Source organism: Pseudonocardia ammonioxydans, from assembly GCF_900115005.1.
Taxonomy (GTDB): domain Bacteria; phylum Actinomycetota; class Actinomycetes; order Mycobacteriales; family Pseudonocardiaceae; genus Pseudonocardia; species Pseudonocardia ammonioxydans.
In genome coordinates this window covers 32,832-53,626 of the sequence record NZ_FOUY01000001.1, presented here as the reverse complement: position 1 = coordinate 53,626, position 20,795 = coordinate 32,832, and the positions used below count along the sequence as shown (strand labels likewise).

Sequence of the window (20,795 nt, the reverse complement as noted above, 5' to 3'; positions counted from 1 at the left end):
GGAGCCGGGGGCGTTCGTCGTTGTCATGGCGCTGTCACGGCCGTCAGGACCAGTCGGCGAGCACACCGTCGACGTCCTCCGGGCCGGTCCCGCGGGTGGCCGTCTCGGTGCCGGTCCGCGAGAACCGGGGAGCCGGGGCGGCCTGCCGGACGCCGTCGGAGGTGACGATGGTGTTCCGCGCGGCGAGGTGCGCGTCCTCGCCGGCCTCGGCGAAGGAGAGCACCGGGGTGGTGCACGCGTCGGTGCCGGCGAACACCTCGGCCCACTCGTCCCGCGACTTGGCGGCGAACACCTCGGTGAACCGGGCCCGCATCGCGGGCCACCCGTCCCGGTCGTACTGCGGGCCGAGCTCGGCCTCGGTCAGGCCGAGACCGGCGATCAGCTGGGCGTAGAACTGCGGCTCCAGCGCCCCGACGGCCATGTGGCCGCCGTCGGCGCAGGTGTAGGTGTCGTAGAACGGCGCGTGCCCGTCGAGCAGGTTCGAGTTCCGCTCGTCGACCCAGGCCCCGCGGGCCAGGAAGCCCCAGAACATCTGGTTGAGCATGCTGACACCGTCCACCATGGCGGCGTCGACGACCTGTCCCTCACCGGAGGCCTTCGCCTCCCACAGCGCGGACAGCACGCCGATCACCAGCAGCATCGAACCGCCGCCGAAGTCCCCGACCAGGTTCAGCGGTGGGACCGGACGCTCACCGGAGCGGCCGATCGCGTGCAGCGCACCGGTCATCGAGATGTAGTTGATGTCGTGCCCGGCCCGCTGGGCCATCGGGCCGTCCTGCCCCCACCCGGTCATCCGGCCGTAGACCAGCCGCGGGTTGCGGGCGTGACAGTCCTCCGGGCCGACGCCGAGCCGCTCGGTGACGCCCGGCCGGTAGCCCTCCAACAGCACGTCCGCGTGCTCCACCAGCCGCAGCACGGCCTCCCGGCCGGTCGGGTCCTTCAGGTCCGCGGCGACCGAACGCCGGCCCCGCGTCGTCGGGTCCGGCGTGCCGTCGGAGCCGAGGTCCAGCCCGCCCGACGGCCGGTCGATCCGGACCACGTCCGCGCCGAGATCCCCCAGGACCATCGCCGCGTGCGGTCCGGGTCCGATCCCGGCCAGCTCGATCACCTTCAGTCCGGCCAGCGGACCCTTGCCCCGTGTCACCGGCTACCTCCTCGTCGCGGTGGATGTACCGGCGACGATAACCCGGCGCCGGTGGCCTACCCGGTCGCGTGCCGGGGCTGCTTCGCGTACTCCCAGAAGTCCGAGCCCAGCTCGCGCAGTGGACTGCCCGTCTCGTCGCGTTCCTGGATGGCGAAGAAATAGCGCCCGTGCTGCCAGCGGTCGCGCCGGGCGACCTCCAGCAACCGGGTCTCCGCCCAGTCGTGCCACTCGTCGAAGCCCTGTGGCAGCGGGTCCGGCACGTCGCACTCGATCTCGCTGATCGGGTGCAGCGCGCCGCGCAGCGGGTGCCACATGTGCACGTCCAGCCACAGGTTCTCCACCGGCCGCCTCCGTGTCGTCGCTCACAGTGTGTCGATCACAGTGTTCCGATCACAGCGCGTCGATCACGGTGATCGACCACGGTGATCGACCACGAAGTATCGGAGGCGGCGTCGGTGCAGGCCCGGTCGGCGGCCGATGAGCAACCGATCGGGTGACCCGGCACAGGTCCGGTTGCTCAGGCCTTGAGCAGGTCCTCGCGGCCCTCGGCCGTGAGCTTGTCCTGGTACGGCCCGAACAGCTGCTTGGCCATCGGCAGCAGCTTGAGCAGCTTCGAGACCGGCCCCTTCGCGCGGACGTCGCCCTTGGCCATCGCGACCGGCAGGATGACCTTACCCAGCCAGAACCGGTTGCCGGTGTCGGCGCTCATGAACAGCTCGATGTTCGGGTCCGGGCCGTTGCCGGCCCCGGTGTGCAGCTCGGAGTTCGGCATGTCCACGGTGATCACCGCGTCCGGGTCGGTGTAGGTGATCCGCAGGACGACGCCGGACGGCTGCAGCTTGGCGACCAGGTCCGGGTCCTCCAGCCCGATCCGGAAGACCCCGCCCAGGTACTCGTAGACCTCGGCCTCGTCGGCGAACACGGCCATCAGCGCCTCCTCGCGAGATGTGCGGCGGGCGACGGCGCCCCCGCTGGTCGGCGCGAGTCTGCCGATCTTCGTCCCCGGACCGCACCCCCGACGCCGGGCCAGTGATGGCCCGCAGGGGACAGCCGGGTCAGTCCAGCAGGCCGCAGCGGCCGGCCAGCGCGGCCGCCTCGATCCGGTTGGCCGCACCCAGCTTGTGCAGCAGCGAGGCGATCATGCGCTTGGCGGTCCGCTCGCTGACCAGCATCGGCCGGGCGATGTCGGCGGTCTCCAGCCCCCGGGCCAGCAGCGTCCACAGCTCGACGTCGCGCTCGTTCAGCCGGTCGAGCAGGCCGTCCGCGGTGCGGTCGGACGCGGCGAGCAGCGCGTCGAGCAGCTCGCCGCGCAGCACCCGCACCCCGGCCGCGACCGAGAGCAGCGGTGCGACGAGCACCTCGGGGTCGGCGGACTTGGCGAGGTACCCGTCGGCACCGGCCCGCATCGCGGCGGCGGCCAGGTCGAGGTCCTCGGTCCCGGACAGCGCCAGCACCCGGGTCGCGGGGTAGGCCGCCTTGATCCGCCGGATCGTCTCCACCCCGCCCAGGGGCGGCAGTGCGAGGTCCACGATCGCGATCCCGGCCCGGTGCTTCCCGACGAGCGCTACGGCCTCCTCGCCCGCGGTCGTCGACCCGGCGACCCGGAACGTGTCGCCTGCCCGGGACTCGAGCAGGAGCGCGAGCCCCTGGGAGAAGAGCGTGTGGTCGTCCACGATGACGACGACGTGCGGCTCGGCTGGCACGGCGGCGAGCCTAGTGTGGGCGCCCCGGCGGGTTCCGCACGCCTCCGCCGCCGCGTCCCCGACCCCGGAGAACGATGACCACCCGCAGCGCCGGCACCGGCCCGTCCCCGGGCGGCCCGGACCCCAGCGACCCGAATCCCGGCGACCCCAGCACCCCGGATCCCGGGACCACCGAGCACGGTGGGGGTGAGCTGCCGGAACGCACCGCCGAGGAGCGCACCGCGGTCGTCCTGCGGCTGTGCGTGGTGGCCGCCGCGGTGGTCCTGCTCGCGGTCCGCCCGGACAGCGCCCGGGTCGGGGTCCCGGCCGTGGCGGTCCTGATCGCCGCCGCGGCGGTCTACGCACTGGTGCTCGCGGCCGCCGCGACGTGGCGGGGCCGCCTGCCGGTGCGACCGGCCGTGGTGACCGGGGTCGACGGGGCCCTCGCCGTCGTGGCGTGCGGGTTCACCGGCGGGGTGGAGAGCCCGATGGTGGCGGCCCTGCCGCTGGTCGTGATCGCGATCGCGCTGCGTGGCGGGTCCGGGGTCGGCCGGGTCGCGGCGGTCGTGTTCGGCGCCGGCTTCACGGTGGCGGGACTGCTCGGCACCGACCCGGCCGTGCCGGCGGCCGACCGGGTGCTGACCGGGGTGTGGTGGACCGGGTTCCTGTTCGGGACGGCGGTACTGGTCGGGGTGCTGGTGCGGCTGCTGGAACGCCAGCTGGTCGACATCGCGACCACCCGGGCCCGCGCGGAGGGCGAGCACGAGCGCTACCTGTCCGAACGGGCCCTGCGCGACCGCATCGTGTCGCAGAGCCGGGCCCGCCTGGACGGGGCGCGGGTGGTGCTGCACGAGTTCCGGACGCCGGTCGCGTCGCTGACCGCGCTGTCGTCGGACCTGGTCCAGGAGCGGCTGACCGGGGACGCGGCCCGGACCGCGTCGCGGCTGCTCGCCGACCACGCCGCGCACCTGCAGGACATGCTCGATGGCCTGGCGGACCTGGCCGTCGACGACGGCAGCCCGCTCGGCCGCAACCGCCCCCGCCGGGTGCCGCTGGCCGATCTCGCGGCGGGGGTCCTCGACGCGGCGGGCATCCCGGCCGAGCGGCGGCGCCCGGTCGTCGAGCCGGCCGACGGGGCGGTGCACGGCGACCCGCAACGGCTGCGCAGGCTGCTCACCAACCTCGCCGAGAACGCCGCCCGGCACAGCGGTGACGAGCCGGTGGAGCTGGTCGTCTCGTACGACGGCGCGGTCCTGGTCGCCGAGGTCCGGGACCGTGGTCCGGGGCTCCCGGCCGGTCAGGAGGGCGTGGTGACGGCCAAGGGCGTAGCGCTGGGGGAGCGGCGCGGCACCGCCGGGCTGGGCCTGTGGATCGCCGAGGCGCTGGTGTCCGCCATGGACGGCGAGCTGCGCCTGCTGGCCCGCGAGGGCGGTGGCCTGGTCGCGCGGCTCACGCTGCCCCTGCCGCCGGGCTGACCCCGTGGCACCCGGGGGCCACCGCTGGCGCGGGCGGCGGGTGTGTGTGCTCCGGCCGAGCGGCCATGATCCTGCCCCATGCGGACGACGGCAGCGGTGCTGTGGGAACCCGGCGGCAAGTGGGAGATCGAGGAGGTCGAGCTCGACTCCCCCCACGCCGGGGAGGTGATGGTCGAGCTGACGGCCTCCGGGCTGTGCCACTCCGACGAGCACCTGGTGACCGGTGATCTACCCGCCGTGCTGCCGATGGTCGGCGGGCACGAGGGCGCCGGCCGGGTGATCGAGGTCGGCCCGGGGGTGACCGACCTGGAGGTCGGCGACCCGGTGGTGATGACGTTCCTCCCGGCCTGCGGGCGGTGCCAGTACTGCGCCCAGGGTGTCCCGAACCTGTGCAACGACGGTTACGCGGCCACCCTCGGGCCGCAGCTGGACGGGACCTACCGGTTCCGCGCGCGCGGTGAGGAGATCGGGCAGATGTGCCTGCTCGGCACGTTCGCCGAGCACACGGTCGTCCCGGTGAAGTCCGTCGTGAAGATCGACGAGGGCTTCCCGCTGGACCTGGCGGCCCTGGTCGGCTGCGGGGTCACCACCGGCTTCGGGTCCGCGGTGCGCAGTGCCGAGCTGCGCACCGGTGACACCGCGGTGGTGGTCGGTGTCGGGGGGATCGGTGCCAACGCCGTGCAGGGCGCCCGGGCCGCGGGCTGCCGGTACGTCGTGGCCGTCGACCCGGTCGAGTACAAGCGCGAGCGCGCCACCGAGCTGGGCGCCACGCACGTCGCCGCGAGCGTCGACGAGGCCTGGGAGATCGTCAGCGGGGTGACCCGCGGGCAGATGGGCGACGCGGCGATCCTCTGCACCGGGGTGGCCCGCGGTGCCGACATGCAGTCGCTGCTGCAGCTGGTCGGGAAGCGCGGCCGGGTCGTGGTGACCGCGCTGGCGAACGCGGAGGAGGACACGGCGGCGCTGTCGCTGCTCGACCTCACCCTCTACGAGAAGCAGATCCGCGGCGCGCTGTTCGGCAGCTCCGCCGCCCAGCACGACATTCCCCGGCTGCTCGAGATGCACAACCTCGGTCAGCTCAAGCTCCGCGAGCTGATCACCAAGGAGTACTCGCTCGATCAGGTGAACGAGGGGTACGAGGACATGCGTGCCGGGCGCAACATCAGGGGTCTGATCCGCTACCGGTAGTACCCCACCACCGGCACGACGACGGCAAGGGAGCCACACGTTGAGCACCTCAGTCCCGAGCACCCCAGCCCCGAGCACCACCACGGCCGCACGGACCATCGAGCACGGCAAGCGGGACGGGTTCGCCAGCCTGTCCGCCGGCCGGCTGCGAGCCGACTCGTTCCCGATGCGGTTGTTCACCAAGGGCAACGCGAAGCACTGGGACCCGGCGTCGATCGACTTCTCGCAGGACGCGGCGGACTTCGCCGCGATGACCGACGACGAGCGTTGGCAGACCTGCGCGCTGGCCGCGCAGTTCATGGCCGGTGAGGAGTCGGTGACCCAGGACCTGCAGCCGTTCGTGGCGGCGATGGCCGCCGAGGGCCGGCTGGCCGACGAGATGTACCTGACCCAGTTCCTCTACGAGGAGGCCAAGCACACCCAGGCCTTCCGGCTCTGGTTCGACGCCGTCGGGATGACCGGGGACCTGCACGAGTTCATCGAGCACAACGAGCACTACCAGGAGATCTTCACCCGGGCGCTGCCGGAGAGCCTCTACGCGCTCGGCGACGACCCGGGACCGGCCAACCAGGTCCGGGCGTCGGTGACCTACAACCACGTCGTCGAGGGCACCCTCGCGCTCACCGGCTACTTCGCCTGGCACAAGATCTGCGCCGAGCGCGGGATCCTCCCCGGCATGCAGAAGGTGATCAAGCACATCGGTGACGACGAGCGCAGGCACATGGCCTGGGGCACCTTCACCTGCCGCCGGCACGTGGCCGCCGACGACACCCTGTGGGACGTCGTCGACGGCCGGATGCAGGAGCTGATGGTGCCGGCGATGGGTGTCGTCACCGGCACCGTCGACCGCTGGCCCGACGGGCAGGCGCCGTTCGGCATCGACCTGAACGAGCTGGCCGAGTACGCGATGGACAAGGTCGGACGACGGCTGGGGGCGATCGAGTCGGCCCGCGGTGCCGACCTGCGCACCATCGACTCCGACGCCGAGCCGGAGCGGCTCGAGGACCGCTTCCACGCCGAGGACCAGCGGGTACTGGCGGCGGCCGCGGCCTCCTGAGCAGGGCCGGTGGGGTGGTGGCCGCGGTGGCCGCCACCCCACCGGCGTCAGCCGACCAGGTCGCGCAGGGTCCGCAGCTCGTCCGGGCTCCCGTCGACGACCATCGTGCCGATCAGCGAGTCCCGGAACACCGGGAGCTCCTCGGCGATCTTCGCCCGCGGGCCGACCAGCGCGACCTGTTCGACCATCGAGGTCGGGACCGCCCGCATCGCGGCCGCCTTGTCCCCGCCCAGGTACAGCTCCTGGATCCGGGCGCACTCGTCCTCGTAGCCCATGCGGGCGAAGGCCTCGTAGTGGAAGTTCGCGCCCCGGGCACCCATCCCGCCGATGTAGAGGGCGAGGAACGGCCGGACGCGGTCGGCGGCGGCCTCCACGTCGTCGTCGAACACCACCTGGACCATGCAGACGACGTCGAACCCGTCCGGGCGTCCGCCCCGCTCCTCGAACCCGGCCGCCAGCGACGACCGGTGCTGCGCGTCGTTGCGGGGCGCGTAGAACAGCGGCTGCCAGCCGTCGGCGATCTCGGCGGCCAGCGCCACGTTCCTCGGGCCCTCCGCGGCGAGCAGGATCGGCAGGTCCGTGCGATACGGGTGCAGTGTCGAGCGCAGCGGCTTGCCGAGCCCGGTGCCGCCCGGATGCGGGATCGGGTAGGCCGGGCCGGGGGAGGTGACCTTCTCCCGGGCGATCGTGTCGCGCAGGATCCGCACGTACTCGCGGGTCCGGGCCAGCGGCCTCGGGTACGGCTGCCCGTACCAGCCCTCGACGACCTGGGGCCCGGAGGCGCCGATGCCCAGCACCATCCGGCCGCCGGAGAGGTGGTCGAGGGTCATCGCGGCCATCGCCGTCGCGGTCGGGGTGCGGGCGGACATCTGGACCACCGAGGTGCCCAGCCGCATCCGGGAGGTGCGCGCGCCGAGCCAGGACAGCGGGGTGAACGCGTCCGAGCCGTAGGCCTCGGCGGTCCACATCGAGTCGAAGCCGAGGTCCTCCGCGGCCGCGATCTTCTCCGCGATCCCGCGCGGTGGCCCGGAGCCCCAGTAGCCCAGCGCCAGACCGAGCTTCACGACCCGCCGCCGAAGGTGACCGGCAGCCGCTTGATGCCGTTGATGAAGTTCCCCGCGAGCCACTCGGGTTCCCCGACCGACAGGTCCGGCACCCGGGTCAGCAGCTCACCGAACAGCGAGCGCAGCTGCGCCCTGGCCAGGTGGCTGCCCAGGCAGAAGTGCGGGCCGCCGCCACCGAACCCGACGTGCGGGTTCGGCGTGCGGGTGATGTCGAAGACGTGCGGGTCGGTGAAGACCGACTCGTCGCGGTTGCCCGAGTGGTAGAACATCACGACCCGCTCGCCCGCGGCGATCCGCTGCCCGCGGATCTCGGTGTCCCGGGTCGCGGTGCGCCGGAACGTCAGCACCGGGCTGGCCCAGCGCACGAACTCCTCGACGGCGGGGTCGATCCGCTCCTGGAACTCCGCGGCCAGCAGCCTGCGCTGCCCGGGGTCGCGGTCGAGCGCCAGGATCGCGTGGCTGGAGGTCTGGCGGGTGGTGTCGTTGCCCGCCACGCACAGCAGCACGAAGAACGCCGCGATCTCCTCGTCGGTGAGCGCGTCCCCGTCGACCTCCGCCTGCACCAGCGCGGTCATCAGGTCGTCGGCCGGCTCCTCCCGCCGGGCCGTGGACAGCTCGAACGACGTCGTGTGCAGCGTCATCAGGCTGCCGAGCAGCACCGCCATCGGGTCGCCGTCACCGATGTAGTCCGGGTCGTTCCAGGCGACCATGGCGTTGGCGGCGTCGGCGACCTCCTGCCGCCGGGCCTCCGGGATGCCGATCATCTCCGAGATCGTCCACATCGGCAGCCGGGCCGACACCGCGCTCACGAAGTCCGCGGAGCCGGGCTGTGCCAGCAGGTCATCGACGATCAGGCGGGCCTGCTCGGCGATCTGCTCCTCGATCCGGCGCACCCGGCGCGGGGTGAACACCGAGCTGATGACCTTGCGCAGCCGGTGGTGCCGCGGCGCGTCCATGGCCAGGATCGAGTGCGCGCCCTCGAGCATGTCCTCCGGGACGTCCTCCAGCATCACGCCGCCGTACTGCTGGCCCGAGGCGAACGTCTCGGCGTCCCGGCTGACCGCGGTGATGTCGGCGTGGGTGACCAGCGCCCAGAACCCGGGGGCGTCCGGGTCGGGCAGCAGGTCGGTCTCCGCGGGCGGGTGCCAGGACAACGGGCGCTCGCGGCGCAGCAGCGCGAACGACTCCTCGCGCACGTCGGGTGGCCGGGACCAGAAGGCCAGCGACGAGATGTCGACCGGGTCGTGGGTCCGCTTCTCGGTGGTGGTCACGTCCGCCTCCTGCGGTCGCGTCGGGAACCTGTGCGGGGCCGGGACCGGCCGGCTCAGGCGCTGATCAGCAGGTCCTCGCGTCCGTCGGCCCGGAGCCGGTCGACGTAGACCGGGAAGAGCTTCTTGGCCAGCGGCGCGAGCTGCAGCAGCTTCGTGACGGTGCCGTCGACCTTGACCTTCCCCTTGGCCATGGCGAACGTCAGGTTGACCGTGCCCTGCCAGTAGGCGTTCGCGGTCTCGGTCGACATGGTCATCGTGGCGTCCGGGGCGGGCGCGGCGGCGTCGGCGCCCTTCCACACCGCGCCGCCGGGGAGGTCGATGACCAGCGCGGCCTCCGGGTCGGTGCACTGCTGGCGCAGCACGAGCCCGGTGCCGCGGAGCTTGGGTTCCAGCTCCGGGTCGGCCAGGGCGGTCTCGAAGATGCCCCCGATGTAGCGATACAGCTCGTCCTCGTCGGCGAAACCGGGCAACGGAACCTCCACGTCGTCGTGCGAACGGTGCCAGCGACCCTGAACATAACGTAGATTACGTTACTGTCAACCGGGACCGGGCCGGAGCGGGACGAGGGCGGCGTCGCCCGCGGGTGGCCGTGGCACCCTGGTGCGGCGCGGGACGGCACGGTGGACGAGGAGCGGGGGCGGCGCGAGGTGGCCAGGAGAGCGGGCCGGCAGGTCGCCGCCGAGCAGTACTTCGACTCGGCGATGGCGATCCTCGGGCGTGACGGGGCGGCCGGGCTCAAGATCGGCCCGTTGTGCCGTTCGCTCGGCGTGACCAGCGGTTCCTTCTACCACCACTTCGGCAGCTGGGCCGGTTTCGTGCGCGGCCTGCTGCACTACTGGGAGTCCCAGCAGACCGACCGGGTCGTCGAGCTCGCCCGGGCGACGGCGGACTCGGTGGAGCGGATGCTCGTCGTCAAGCGGCTGACCGTGGAGCTGCGGCACGAGGCCGAGGCTGCGATTCGCGCCTGGGCGCAGATCGACCCGGAGGTCGGCCGCGCGCAGGCGCGGGTCGACGCCCAGCGGCGGGTCGCGCTGGAGCAGGTCGTGCACGACGTGGTCGGTGACCCGGAGGTCGCCCGCCGGCTGGCGATCTTCGGCTACTCGCTGTTCGTCGGGTTCCAGCAGACCTGCGACCCGCGGGACCGGGAGCTGCTGCGCCGGCTGTTCGACGACTACCAGGACCTGATCATGGCGCACGCGACGCCGGATCTGCGGTCGGTGACTCGGCCGACCGGGTGATACTCCCGGCGGGTGGCGGTCGGTGCCGTTCCGTGCGGTGCGGCCGCGCTCTGCGGCCGTTCGGAGCAGTTTCCGGCGCGGACGGACCTGTCGATCTGCACGATCCGCAGCAATCGGACGTGATTCGGAACGCTGCGTGAACATAACGTAGATTACGTTACGGCAACGGTCGCACGCATCGTCGTACCTCCCAGTAACCCCTCGCCCTCCGACTCGTTGAGCCGTTCAGCACCGCAGAGTGGCCGGCGCTCCCCGCGCCTCCCGGCCCCGGTGTGGATCGAGCGGTCGATTGCGCGAGGAGGCGACACGTGACCGGTGTCGAGGTGAAGGTCGAGGGGCTGACGAAGTCGTTCGGCCCGGCCAACATCTGGTCGGACGTGACACTGACGCTGCCTCCGGGCGAGGTGTCGGTGCTGCTGGGTCCGTCGGGTACCGGCAAGTCGGTGTTCCTCAAGACCCTGATCGGGCTGCTGAAGCCGGAGAAGGGCTCGATCGTCATCCACGACACCGATCTGGTGCGGTGCAGCGAGTCGAAGCTCTACGAGATCCGCAAGCTGTTCGGGGTGTTGTTCCAGGACGGTGCGCTGTTCGGGTCGATGAACCTGTTCGACAACATCGCGTTCCCGCTGCGTGAGCACACGCGCAAGTCCGAGACCGAGATCCGCGACATCGTCGCGGAGAAGATGGAGATGGTCGGTCTGACCGGGGACGAGGGCAAGCTGCCCGGTGAGATCTCCGGTGGGATGCGCAAGAGGGCGGGCCTGGCCCGGGCGCTGGTGCTCGATCCGGAGATCATCCTGTTCGACGAGCCGGACTCGGGCCTGGATCCGGTGCGTACGGCGTACCTGAACCAGTTGATCATCGATCTGAACGCGATGACCGACTCGACGTTCCTGATCGTCACCCACGACATCAACACCGCCCAGACGGTGCCGGACAACATCGGGCTGCTCTACCGCAAGCACCTGGCGATGTTCGGGCCGCGTGAGCAGCTGCTGACCTCGGAGGAGCCGGTGGTCGCGCAGTTCCTCAACGGGCGTCGTGAGGGTCCGATCGGGATGAGCGAGGAGAAGGACACCGCCCAGGCGGAGCGGGAGATGGCCGAGGCCGGGGAGCTGCAGGGCCTCCCGCCGCTCAAGCCGCAGCTGGCGGCCTCGTCCGGGATGCCGGACCGGCAGGCGGTGCACCGGCGCCGGGAGCGGGTCGAGGCGATGATGCACGAGCTCCCCGAGCCCGCCCAGCGCGCGATCCGCGAGTCCTACGGCGACGCCGGCGCGCAGTGGATGCCCCCGAACGACGGCACCACCCGGGAGGTGGCCCGCGAGCAGGTGGCGGTCACCGGCGGGCGCCCGGGCGCCGGGGACGACCGGCCCACCGACATCCACCCGCGGATCACCGACAGCACGCCGCCCCCGCCGGGGCGCCACCAGCTCAGCGGCGGTGACGAATGAGCGCGCCCGTCGCCCGGGCCCTCACCCCGGTCGGGAAGTTCATCGGCCTCGGGATCGAGATCGGCAGGCAGTCGCTGCGCCGGCCGTTCCAGCTGCGCGAGCTGGTCGAGCAGGTCTGGTTCGTCACGAAGGTCTCGGCCCTGCCGACGGCGCTGTTCACGATCCCGTTCGGGGCGACGATCGCCCTGCTGCTCGGCGAGCTGACCCGCCAGTTCGGTGCCCAGTCCCAGACCGGCGCCGGCTCGGTGCTGGCGATCGTGCAGCAGGCCGCGCCGATCGTCACGGCCCTGCTCATCTCCGGTGCGGGCGGCAGCGCCGTCTGCGCGGACCTCGGGGCCCGGACGATCCGCGAGGAGATCTCCGCGATGGAGGTGCTGGGCATCTCGCCGATCCAGCGCCTGGTCGTCCCGCGGGTGCTCGCCATGGGCATCACCGCCGTCGTGCTGAACGGCCTGGCGACCTGCGTCGGCGTGGCCGGCGGCTACTTCTTCAACGTGATCATCCAGGGCGGCTCGCCGGGCGCGTACATCAACAGCTTCTCGGCGATCGCGCAGGTCTCCGACATCGTCGTCTCGGAGGTCAAGGCACTGCTGTTCGGGCTCGTGGCCGGTGTCGTCGCCGCCTACCGCGGCCTCAACCCGCCGCCCGGCGCGAAGGGCGTCGGCGACGCGGTCAACCAGGCCGTCGTCATCTCCTTCGTCCTGGTCTTCCTGATCAACCTCGTCCTGACCGCCCTGTACCTCGAGCTCGTCCCGCCGAAGGGCTTCTGACATGGCCACACCACTGGGTGCGCGGGCCCGCCGGGCCGCGCAGGCGCCGCTGAACCAGCTCGAGGAGCTCGGCGACCAGCTGTCGCTCTACATCCGGTCGATCATCTGGATCCCGAAGACGCTGACCCGCTACAAGAAGGAGGTCGGCAGGCTGCTGGCCGAGGTCTCCTTCGGCTCCGGCGCGCTGATCGTCATCCTCGGCACGGTCGGCGTGATGGCCTCGCTGTCGCTGTTCGTCGGCTCGCTGGTCGGCCTGCAGGGCTTCCGGGCGCTGGACGCGCTGGGCGTCGAGGCGCTGACCGGCTTCATCACCGCCTACTTCAACACGCGCTCGATCGCCCCGCTGGTGGCCGCCTCGGCGCTGACCGCGACCCTGGGCGCCGGTTTCACCGCCCAGCTCGGCGCGATGCGGATCTCCGAGGAGATCGACGCGCTGGAGGTCATGGCGGTGCCCTCGGTGCCCTACCTGGTGACCACCCGCGTCGTCGCCGGGATCGTCGCGATCATCCCGATCTACACGCTCGGCATGCTCGCCAGCTACGCGGCCGCCCGGCTGAACGTGACCCTGGTCAACGGTCTCTCCGGTGGGACCTACGACCACTACTTCGACCTGTTCCTGCCGGTCAGTGACGTGCTGCTGTCGTATCTGAAGGTGATCATCTTCGCGACGGTGATCATTCTGATCCACTGTCACTACGGTTACGCGGCCAAGGGCGGACCGGCGGGCGTGGGGGTCGCGGTGGGCCGCGCGGTGCGGCTGTCGATCGTGAGCACCGCGATCCTGGACTTCTTCCTGACCCTGGTCATGTTCGGGACCTCGACCTCGGTGCGGGTGGCCGGATGAGGTCCACGAAGAGGGTCGTGCAGGGCCTGGTGTTCGTCGTGGTCATCGTGCTGCTGCTCGGGCTCGCGGTGGCGCAGTACGCCGGCCTGTTCTCGTCGGGCGTGCCGGTGACGCTGAACGTGGCCCGGGTCGGGACGCAGATGCAGGAGCGCGCCGACGTCAAGGTGCGCGGTCTGATCGTGGGCGAGGTCGAGCAGGTCTCGACCGACGGCGACACCACCAGCATCGAGATGTCGATGAACCCGGACCTGATCGACCAGATCCCGGAGAACGTCCACGCGCAGCTGCTGCCCAAGACGCTGTTCGGCGAGAAGTTCGTGTCGCTGGTGCCCCCGGCGGCCCCGGCGACGACGCGGCTCGCGGCCGGGTCGGTGATCCCGGAGGACCGCAGCCAGGCGGCGATGGAGGTCGAGCGGGTGCTCGACCAGCTGCTGCCGCTGCTGCAGGCCGTCCGCCCGCAGGACCTCGCGACCACGCTGGGGTCGCTGTCCTCGGCCCTGCAGGGCCGGGGCGAGCAGCTCGGCGAGACCCTCGAGCAGCTGAACACGCTGACCCGGGGCCTGAACCCGGTCGTGCCGGACCTGCAGGAGGACATCCGGCAGCTGGCGACGTTCGCGGACAACCTGGACGCCGCGGCGCCGGACCTGCTCGACGCCGTCGACAACCTGGCGGTCACCAGCCGCACGATCGTCGAGCAGCGCGAGGGCCTGCGGAACCTCTACCGCTCGGTGACCGGTGCCTCGGACGACCTGGGGGCCTTCCTCGACGCCAACGGCGACAACATCATCGGGGTGTCCCGGGCGAGCCGGCCGACCCTGGAGACGCTGGCGCGGTACTCGCCGGAGTTCCCGTGCCTGTTCGGGCAGCTCACCGACCTCGTCCCGGTCGTCAACAACGCGATCCGGCCCGGCACCGACCGGGTCGGCGTGAACATCACGCTGGAGATCGTCGCGAGCAAGGGCAAGTACCTGCCGAACCAGGACGAGCCCGAGCTGACCGACGACCGCGGGCCGCGCTGCTACCCGATCCCGGCCCCGGCGGGCACCCAGTACCCGTCGGACGGCCCGTTCGAGGACGGCTCGGTCCCCGGCCCGGCGCCGAAGGGGCAGCCGATGGGTGACCCGGAGCAGTTCGGTACCGAGACCTTCGGGACCTACGACGGCACGGACACCTTCGGGCAGGTCGAGGACCAGAGCGGGCGCAACGGCGCCGGTGCGCTGCCCCCGCTGAGCACCACGCTGGGTGGCGCCGGGATCGAGCCCAGCTCGCACGAGAGCGGCGAGCACCAGTCCGGCTCGGTCGACATGGGCGTGGCGAACTCGCCCGGTGAGCAGCAGGTGGTCTCCGAGCTGCTGGCGGTGCAGCACGGCACGACGCCCGACGCCGTGCCCGCCTGGGGCAGCACGATGGTCGGCCCGCTGCTGCGCGGTGCGGAGGTGACGCTGACATGAGCAGGCTGCCGATCTCCCCGCTCGTCAAGTTCCTGGTGTTCGCGCTGGTCACCGCGGTGGGCACCACGGTGCTCGGCATGACCATCGCCAACTCCCGCGGTGGCTCGGTCACCGAGTACACGGCCCGGTTCTCCGACGCGGCCGGGCTGCTGGCCGGCGACGACGTGCGGATCGCCGGTGTCGTGGTCGGCTCGGTGACCGACGTGCGGATCGTCGACCAGCGGATCGCCGAGGTGGCCTTCGACGTGGACTCCTCCACGCCGCTGCCGGCCACCGCCTCCGCCGAGCTCAAGTACAAGAACCTGATCGGGCAGCGCTACCTCGCGCTCGAGCAGGGAGCCGGCCCGACCGGGGAGACGCTCCCGGCCGGTGCCCAGATCCCGCTCGAGCGGACCCGCCCGGCGCTGAACCTGACCGTGCTGTTCAACGGCTTCCAGCCGCTGTTCCAGGGCCTGGACCCGGACCAGATCAACAAGCTGTCGATGGAGATCGTGCAGGTCCTGCAGGGCGAGGGCGGCACGGTGCAGAGCCTGCTGGCCTCGACGTCGTCGCTGACCAACTCGATCGCCGACCGCGACCAGGTGATCGGGCAGGTCATCGACAACCTCAACGCGGTCCTGCAGACCGTCAACGAGAACGACCAGGGCCTCAACGAGCTGATCAGCTCGCTGCAGGCGGTGGTGTCCGGCCTCGCGCAGGACCGGGAGCCGATCGGCGACGCGATCGCCTCCATCGGCACCCTGACCCAGGTCACCGGCTCGTTCCTGGAGGACGCCCGGCCGGCGCTGCGCGACGACATCCGCAACCTCGGCGACCTGGCCACCGAGCTCGACCGGGGCCGCCCGGCGATCGAGCGCTTCCTGGAGTACACGCCGTTCAAGCTGAACCGCATCTCCCGGGCCGGCTCCTACGGCAGCTGGTTCAACTTCTACGTCTGCGGACTCAGCGGCCAGGTCGGGTTCTCCGGGCTCATCGACCCGATCGACATCGAGGAGCTCGGGCTCGACTTCCCGCTGCAGAACCCGGCGCCGCGCTGCGGCCCGGACCCGTCGGGCATCGGGGCAGGCAACACGGTCCCGATCGAGGGCTCGGGGGAGGGCTCCGACGAGGGCTCGCCGGACGGGGAGAAGCCCGACCCGCGGATGCAGGAGCCCACGACCGACTCGATCGAACAGCTGGTGGACCCGCTGAGCCAGGGCGGTACCGACCTGGGGTCCGACCCGACGGCCGCGCTGCAGCCGGGAGGGAACTGACATGGCACGGGTAGGGGAGTCACGGCCCGTCCTGACCGCCACGATCGGGCTCGTCGCGATCGCGGCGCTCACCCTGGCGGCGTTCAACTTCGAGGCGATCTTCTCCGGGGCGACGACGTACCGGGCCGAGTTCACCGAGGCCGCCGGGCTGCAGTCGCAGGACCGGGTCACCGTCGCCGGCGTCGAGGCCGGGCGGGTGCAGAGCGTGGAGCTCGAGGGCGACCACGTGGCCGTCGAGTTCACGGTGGACGACGCCTGGGTCGGCAACCGCACCACGGCCTCGATCGAGATCGCCACGCTGCTGGGCTCGAAGTTCCTGGCGCTGGACCCGCGCGGGGACGCCGAGCAGGACTCCGGCGAGCCGATCGGCCGGGAGCGGACCAAGGCCCCGTACGACGTCGTCGAGGCGTTCAACGGGCTGTCCGGGACCATCGACCAGCTCGACACCGAACAGCTCGCGAGCAGCCTCACCACGCTCTCGGACACCTTCCGCGAGACGCCGCCGGAGATCCGCGGCGCGCTGGACGGCCTGTCCCGGCTGTCGACGACGATCTCCAGCCGGGACGCCGAGCTGAAGCAGCTGCTGGCCAACACCCGCCAGCTGTCGACGACGCTGGCCGAGCGGCGCGGTGACGTCGTCAAGCTGGTCGACGACGGCAACCTGCTGCTCGGCGAGCTGCAGCGCCGCAAGGACGCCATCGCGGACCTGCTCGAGGGCGTGCGGACCCTGTCGGTGCAGCTGCGCGGTGTCGTGGCCGACAACCAGGAACAGCTGCGACCGGCCCTGGAGACCGTGGACAAGGTGCTCGGCGTGCTCGAGGACCACCGCGACAACATCGGCGAGATCCTGGACAAGGAAGCGGTGTTCATCCGCGTGTTCGGCAACGCCCTCGGCAACGGTCGCTGGTTCGACAACTACCCCTGCGGGCTGATCCCGCCGGCCACGTCCCCGTTGGGTGGTGACTGCTGATGGGCAGCTGGGCCCACGACCGGCGCCGGATCCAGTTCGGCGCCCTGGTCGCCGTCGTCGCCGTGCTCGCGGCGAGCGCGATCTGGCTGATCACCTCCGGGGGCGGCCGGCCGATCACCGCGTACTTCATCAGCTCGGCGGCGGTGTTCGAGGACAACGACGTCCGGGTGCTCGGCGTCCCGGTCGGCAAGATCGACAAGATCACGCCGGAGGGCGACCGGGTGCGGGTCGACATGACCATCACCGACGACGACGTGCGGCTCCCCGCCGACGTCCGCGCCGCGGTGATCTCGCCCAGCCTGGTCACCGGCCGCTACGTCCAGCTCACCCCGGTCTGGACCGGCGGGCCGGAGTGGACCGGCGAGACCGTGCCGCTGGAGCGGACGGCGTTCCCGCTGGGCGTCGACGACCTGAGCCGGACCGCGACCGAGCTGTCCCGCGCGCTGGGCCCGCAGGGCGCCAACGCCGACGGCGCGCTCAACGACGCCCTGAACGTCGGCGCGGAGAACCTGGACGGCAACGGCCGCGCCCTGAACGACACCATCCGCAACCTCGGCGGCCTCTCGGCGACGCTGAACGGGTCGAGCGAGGACCTGTTCGGCACGATCACCGAGCTGCAGAAGTTCACCGCGACGCTGAAGGAGAACGACCCGGGCGTGCGCGAGCTGAACGCCAAGCTCGCCGACGTGACCGGATTCCTGGCCGGCCAGCGCGGTGAGCTCGGCGGTGCGCTGCACGAGCTCTCGTTCGCCCTCGGTGAGGTCGCCGGCTTCGTCCAGGACAACCGGGCCACGCTGAACTCGAACGTCGACAAGCTCGCCGGGGTGTCCCAGGAGATCGTCGACCACCAGCGCGCGCTGGCGGAGATCGCCGATCTGGCACCGCCCGCGCTGAGCAACCTGGTGAACAGCTACAACGGCTCGTCGGAGACCCTGGACACCCGGGCGAACCTCAACGAGCTGGCCCAGCCGCTCGCGAGCGCGCTCTGCGAGGCCGGTCGGGGCGGCACCGCCAACGTGGCGCCGCTGAGCGACGTGGCGCTGGCGCCGCTGTGCGAGCAGCTGGTGCCCGCGCTCGAGGGGGTCCTCCCGCTGCCGGCGCTCACCGACGTGGTCGGCGGGCTCAGCAGCGGCGGGCTGCCCGGTGCGGTCGAGGGCCTCGCCCCACCGGCCGGGTCGCCGTCGTCGCTGACCGACCCGGGCTCGCTGCTGCGACCCCCGGGCACCCCGCCCCCGGCCGAGCCGGACGCCGCCGGGGAGCAGGCTCCGTCGTCGGCCACGGAGGCGACCCCGACCCCCGTTCCCGAACCCGAGGAACGCGGCGGTGGCGGCCTGTTCGGCCTGTTCGGAGGTGGACGATGACCGGCCGGACCACGAGGGTCGCGGCGCTGCTGACCGCGGTCGCGGTGTCGGCGAGCGGCTGCGGCGCGCTCCAGGGCGGGCTGCGCGGGGTGCCGCTGCCCGGCGGCGCCACGCTCGGCGACGACCCGTACCCGGTGCAGATCGAGTTCTCCGACGTGGTGGACCTCGTTCCGCAGTCGATCGTGCGGGTCGGTGACGTCCCGGTGGGGGCGGTCGAGTCGGTGGCGGTCGAGCCGCAGAGCTGGAACGCCCTGGTCACCGTGCAGGTGAACCGGGACGTCGAGCTCCCGGCCAACACGACCGCCCGCGTCCGCTCGACCTCGCTGCTCGGCGAGAAGTTCGTCGAGCTGGCCGCGCCGGCCGGACCGGCCGAGGGCGACCTCGCGCAGGCCGGGCGGATCGGCGTGCAGACCACCGGGCGGGCCGCCGAGGTCGAGGAGGTGCTCGGCGCGCTGTCGATGCTGCTCAACGGCGGCGGCGTCGCGCAGATCCGGACCATCGCCACCGAGCTGAACAACGCGCTGTCCGGCCGCGAGCCGCAGGTCCGCGAGCTGCTGGGCAACCTCGACACCTTGGTCGGCTCGCTCGACGACAGCAAGGACGACATCAACCGGGCGCTGGACAGCATCAACCGGCTCTCGGCCACGCTCGCCGAGCGCCGCCCGCAGATCCGGACCGCGCTCAACGACATCAGCCCCGGGCTGCGCGAGCTGGAGGCCCAGCGCACGCAGCTGGTCGGCATGCTGCAGGCCCTGGACCGGCTCTCCGGCGTCGCGACGAACGTCGTCGAGCAGTCCCGCGAGGACCTGCTCGCCGACCTCGAGGCGTTGCGGCCGGTGCTGCGCAACCTGGCCGACTCCGGCCAGGACCTGCCCGAGTCGCTGCAGCTGCTGCTGAGCATCCCGTTCACCGACGCGGCGACCGACGCCGTCGCCGGTGACTACGCGAACCTCTACATCAAGCTGGACCTGGACCTGCGCTCGCTGCTGGAGAACATGCTGCGCAGCAACCAGCTCGGCCTGCCGCTCGACCCGACGCAGCTGGCCCAGCTGCCGCCGAACGCGCAGATGCTGACCCCGCTGCTCGGCGCGGGCGAGGGCGAGCCGCCGGCACCCGGCGCGCCCCCGCTGCCGCTGCTGGGCCCGGAGCAGCCGACCCCGGCGCCCGCGCCGGAGGGGCAGGCCCCGGGCACGGCCCCGGAGGGCACGCCCACGACACCGGCCCCGTCCGGATCGTCCACCGCGACACCCACCCCGGAGCAGGACTCCGGTGGGCGGGGCGGCCTGCTCGGCGGACTGTTCGGAGGAGGATCGTGATCACGAAGACCGTGCGGTGGCAGCTCATCGCGCTGCTGCTCGTGACCCTCGTCGGGGTCGGCTACGCGGGCTACCGCTACGCCGGGCTGGACCGGCTGTTCGGCGCCACGACCTACCCGGTCACCGTGCAGCTCGCCGACTCCGGGGGCATCTTCTCCGGCGCGGACGTGACCTACCGCGGGGTGAGCGTCGGCCGGGTCGGACCGCTGACGCTCACCGACTCCGGTGTCGACGTCCAGCTGGACATCGAGCGGAGCGCCCCGGAGATCCCGTCCGACGCGCGGGCGGTCGTGGCGAACCTGTCGCCGATCGGCGAGCAGTACGTGGACCTGCAGCCGGTCGCCGCGGACGGTGAGGCGCTGGCCGCCGGTTCGGTGATCCCGCAGGACCGCACGCGGACGCCGGTGCAGGTCGAGACCCTGCTGACGAACCTGGACCAGCTGGTGTCCACGGTGCCGCTGGACTCGCTGCAGACCGTGGTCTCCGAGCTCGGGCAGGGCTTCCAGGGCACGGCGCAGCCGCTGCAGCAGCTGCTCGACACCACCGGCGAGTTCACCCGCACCGCCACCGAGGAGCTGCCGGCGACCACCGCGCTGATCCAGGACGCCCGGCCGGTGCTGACCACGCAGAACGAGATCGCGCCGCAGTTCCAGGACTTCAGCCGCGGGCTGCGCGAGGTCACCGAGCAGCTCCGCGAGTCCGACCCGGACCTGCGCCGGATCATCGACGACGGCCCGCGGGCCGGTGACGAGCTCAGCGCGCTGCTCCACGAGAGCGGCCCGGGCCTCGGTGAGTCGATCGCCAACCTGCGGACGACCTCCGAGGTGCTCGAGCCGCGGCAGGACGGCCTGCGCCAGCTGCTGGTGACCTACCCGGGGCTGACCGCCCTCGCCCCGAAGGTGGCGCCCGGGGACGGGACGGCGCACCTCGGACTGGTCGTCAACGTCGCCGACCCGCCCGTGTGCACCCGTGGGTACGAGGGGACGGTCAACCGTCCGGGCGCGGACGTGCGGGAGACCCCGGTGAATGCCGGGGCCCGCTGTGCCGAGCCCCCCGGGAGCCCCACGACCGTCCGCGGGATGCAGAATGTGCCCCGGGCGGCGACCCCGGTGCCGCCCGCCGATGCGGGCGAGACCCCGGCCCCACCGCCCGCGGCCGGTTCGGATGCGACCGCCCAGCGTGTCGCCACGCCGGGCCTGGTCTCCGACGCCGCCCAGATCCTGATGGGCGCGTGAGCGCGACGGTCGCGCCGGTTGCGGC

19 protein-coding genes and 1 pseudogene are annotated in these 20,795 nt (G+C 72.3%); 13 read left to right on the top strand and 7 right to left on the bottom strand.

What is annotated here, in order from left to right; translation table 11 throughout:
* Positions 1-43 precede the first annotated feature (43 nt).
* From BM093_RS00290 to BM093_RS00275, 4 genes are all read right to left on the bottom strand, one after another.
* Positions 44-1,144 carry a CaiB/BaiF CoA transferase family protein gene (locus tag BM093_RS00290; protein WP_093335427.1) on the bottom strand — a complete coding sequence of 367 codons (1,101 nt, stop codon included), beginning with the start codon at positions 1,142-1,144 and terminating at the stop codon, positions 44-46.
* 56 nt (positions 1,145-1,200) lie between these two features.
* Entirely contained in the window at positions 1,201-1,485 is a 285-nt protein-coding gene (locus tag BM093_RS00285; protein WP_093335424.1) for a hypothetical protein, read from the bottom strand.
* Positions 1,486-1,661: 176 nt separating this feature from the next.
* Entirely contained in the window at positions 1,662-2,072 is a 411-nt protein-coding gene (locus BM093_RS00280; protein ID WP_093335421.1) for a sterol carrier protein, read from the bottom strand.
* 127 nt (positions 2,073-2,199) lie between these two features.
* Positions 2,200-2,847 carry a response regulator gene (locus BM093_RS00275; RefSeq protein ID WP_093335418.1) on the bottom strand — a complete coding sequence of 216 codons (648 nt, stop codon included), beginning with the start codon at positions 2,845-2,847 and terminating at the stop codon, positions 2,200-2,202.
* A 74-nt stretch (positions 2,848-2,921) separates the two neighbouring features.
* On the opposite strand from BM093_RS00275, the gene BM093_RS00270 reads away from it, so the two are divergent.
* From BM093_RS00270 to BM093_RS00260, 3 genes are all read left to right on the top strand, one after another.
* Positions 2,922-4,301 carry a sensor histidine kinase gene (locus tag BM093_RS00270; protein WP_093335414.1) on the top strand — a complete coding sequence of 460 codons (1,380 nt, stop codon included), beginning with the start codon at positions 2,922-2,924 and terminating at the stop codon, positions 4,299-4,301.
* A gap of 78 nt (positions 4,302-4,379) precedes the next feature.
* Positions 4,380-5,489, top strand: a complete 1,110-nt coding sequence (locus BM093_RS00265) for an NDMA-dependent alcohol dehydrogenase (RefSeq protein WP_093335411.1) — start codon at positions 4,380-4,382, stop codon at positions 5,487-5,489.
* Positions 5,490-5,529: 40 nt separating this feature from the next.
* Complete coding sequence (locus BM093_RS00260) at positions 5,530-6,546, top strand: R2-like ligand-binding oxidase (protein WP_281248685.1); 1,017 nt, start codon at positions 5,530-5,532, stop codon at positions 6,544-6,546.
* A gap of 47 nt (positions 6,547-6,593) precedes the next feature.
* On the opposite strand, the gene BM093_RS00255 is transcribed toward BM093_RS00260, so the two are convergent.
* Genes BM093_RS00255 through BM093_RS00245 form a run of 3 tightly spaced genes read right to left on the bottom strand, consistent with a single transcriptional unit; the run spans position 6,594 to position 9,363 of the window.
* Complete coding sequence (locus BM093_RS00255; protein WP_093335408.1) at positions 6,594-7,610, bottom strand: LLM class F420-dependent oxidoreductase; 1,017 nt, start codon at positions 7,608-7,610, stop codon at positions 6,594-6,596.
* Positions 7,607-8,881 carry a cytochrome P450 gene (locus tag BM093_RS00250; RefSeq protein ID WP_093335405.1) on the bottom strand — a complete coding sequence of 425 codons (1,275 nt, stop codon included), beginning with the start codon at positions 8,879-8,881 and terminating at the stop codon, positions 7,607-7,609. The genes BM093_RS00255 and BM093_RS00250 overlap by 4 nt, the downstream gene beginning before the upstream one ends.
* Before the next feature lie 53 nt (positions 8,882-8,934).
* Positions 8,935-9,363, bottom strand: coding sequence for an SCP2 sterol-binding domain-containing protein (locus tag BM093_RS00245; protein WP_245773200.1), 429 nt, complete (start codon positions 9,361-9,363; stop codon positions 8,935-8,937).
* 138 nt (positions 9,364-9,501) lie between these two features.
* On the opposite strand from BM093_RS00245, the gene BM093_RS00240 reads away from it, so the two are divergent.
* From BM093_RS00240 to BM093_RS00195, 10 genes and pseudogenes are all read left to right on the top strand, one after another.
* Positions 9,502-10,119, top strand: a complete 618-nt coding sequence (locus tag BM093_RS00240) for a TetR/AcrR family transcriptional regulator (protein ID WP_093335403.1) — start codon at positions 9,502-9,504, stop codon at positions 10,117-10,119.
* A gap of 308 nt (positions 10,120-10,427) precedes the next feature.
* A complete protein-coding gene (locus BM093_RS00235) occupies positions 10,428-11,570 on the top strand; it encodes an ABC transporter ATP-binding protein (protein WP_093335401.1) in 1,143 nt (380 codons plus the stop codon).
* Positions 11,567-12,340, top strand: coding sequence for an MlaE family ABC transporter permease (locus BM093_RS00230; protein ID WP_093335398.1), 774 nt, complete (start codon positions 11,567-11,569; stop codon positions 12,338-12,340). The genes BM093_RS00235 and BM093_RS00230 overlap by 4 nt, the downstream gene beginning before the upstream one ends.
* Position 12,341: 1 nt before the next feature.
* A complete protein-coding gene (locus BM093_RS00225; protein ID WP_093335395.1) occupies positions 12,342-13,184 on the top strand; it encodes an MlaE family ABC transporter permease in 843 nt (280 codons plus the stop codon).
* Positions 13,181-14,635, top strand: a complete 1,455-nt coding sequence (locus BM093_RS00220; protein WP_093335392.1) for an MCE family protein — start codon at positions 13,181-13,183, stop codon at positions 14,633-14,635. Before BM093_RS00225 ends, BM093_RS00220 begins: the two co-directional genes overlap by 4 nt.
* Positions 14,632-15,624, top strand: a pseudogene (locus BM093_RS00215) (MCE family protein); the annotation flags it as partial. The gene BM093_RS00220 and the pseudogene BM093_RS00215, both read left to right, overlap by 4 nt.
* Positions 15,625-15,889: 265 nt before the next feature.
* Complete coding sequence (locus tag BM093_RS00210) at positions 15,890-16,858, top strand: MCE family protein (protein WP_093335386.1); 969 nt, start codon at positions 15,890-15,892, stop codon at positions 16,856-16,858.
* Positions 16,858-18,219 (top strand): MCE family protein, encoded by a 1,362-nt coding sequence (locus BM093_RS00205; RefSeq protein WP_093335383.1) that lies wholly within the window; start codon positions 16,858-16,860, stop codon positions 18,217-18,219. The genes BM093_RS00210 and BM093_RS00205 overlap by 1 nt, the downstream gene beginning before the upstream one ends.
* Positions 18,216-19,535, top strand: coding sequence for an MCE family protein (locus BM093_RS37790; RefSeq protein WP_093335380.1), 1,320 nt, complete (start codon positions 18,216-18,218; stop codon positions 19,533-19,535). Before BM093_RS00205 ends, BM093_RS37790 begins: the two co-directional genes overlap by 4 nt.
* Positions 19,532-20,770: an MCE family protein gene (locus BM093_RS00195; protein WP_093335377.1), complete on the top strand. Its 1,239-nt coding sequence runs from the start codon at positions 19,532-19,534 to the stop codon at positions 20,768-20,770. The genes BM093_RS37790 and BM093_RS00195 overlap by 4 nt, the downstream gene beginning before the upstream one ends.
* Positions 20,771-20,795: the final 25 nt, after the last annotated feature.

Excerpts from the sequence above, each read along its gene's own strand:
- BM093_RS00280 (WP_093335421.1), bottom strand. The coding sequence starts at position 2,072 with ATGGCCGTGTTCGCCGACGAGGCCGAGGTCTACGAGTACCTGGGCGGG.
- BM093_RS00270 (WP_093335414.1), top strand. The coding sequence starts at position 2,922 with ATGACCACCCGCAGCGCCGGCACCGGCCCGTCCCCGGGCGGCCCGGAC.
- BM093_RS00265 (WP_093335411.1), top strand. The coding sequence starts at position 4,380 with ATGCGGACGACGGCAGCGGTGCTGTGGGAACCCGGCGGCAAGTGGGAG.
- BM093_RS00230 (WP_093335398.1), top strand. The coding sequence starts at position 11,567 with ATGAGCGCGCCCGTCGCCCGGGCCCTCACCCCGGTCGGGAAGTTCATC.
- BM093_RS00225 (WP_093335395.1), top strand. The coding sequence starts at position 12,342 with ATGGCCACACCACTGGGTGCGCGGGCCCGCCGGGCCGCGCAGGCGCCG.
- BM093_RS00220 (WP_093335392.1), top strand. The coding sequence starts at position 13,181 with ATGAGGTCCACGAAGAGGGTCGTGCAGGGCCTGGTGTTCGTCGTGGTC.
- BM093_RS00210 (WP_093335386.1), top strand. The coding sequence starts at position 15,890 with ATGGCACGGGTAGGGGAGTCACGGCCCGTCCTGACCGCCACGATCGGG.
- BM093_RS00205 (WP_093335383.1), top strand. The coding sequence starts at position 16,858 with ATGGGCAGCTGGGCCCACGACCGGCGCCGGATCCAGTTCGGCGCCCTG.
- BM093_RS37790 (WP_093335380.1), top strand. The coding sequence starts at position 18,216 with ATGACCGGCCGGACCACGAGGGTCGCGGCGCTGCTGACCGCGGTCGCG.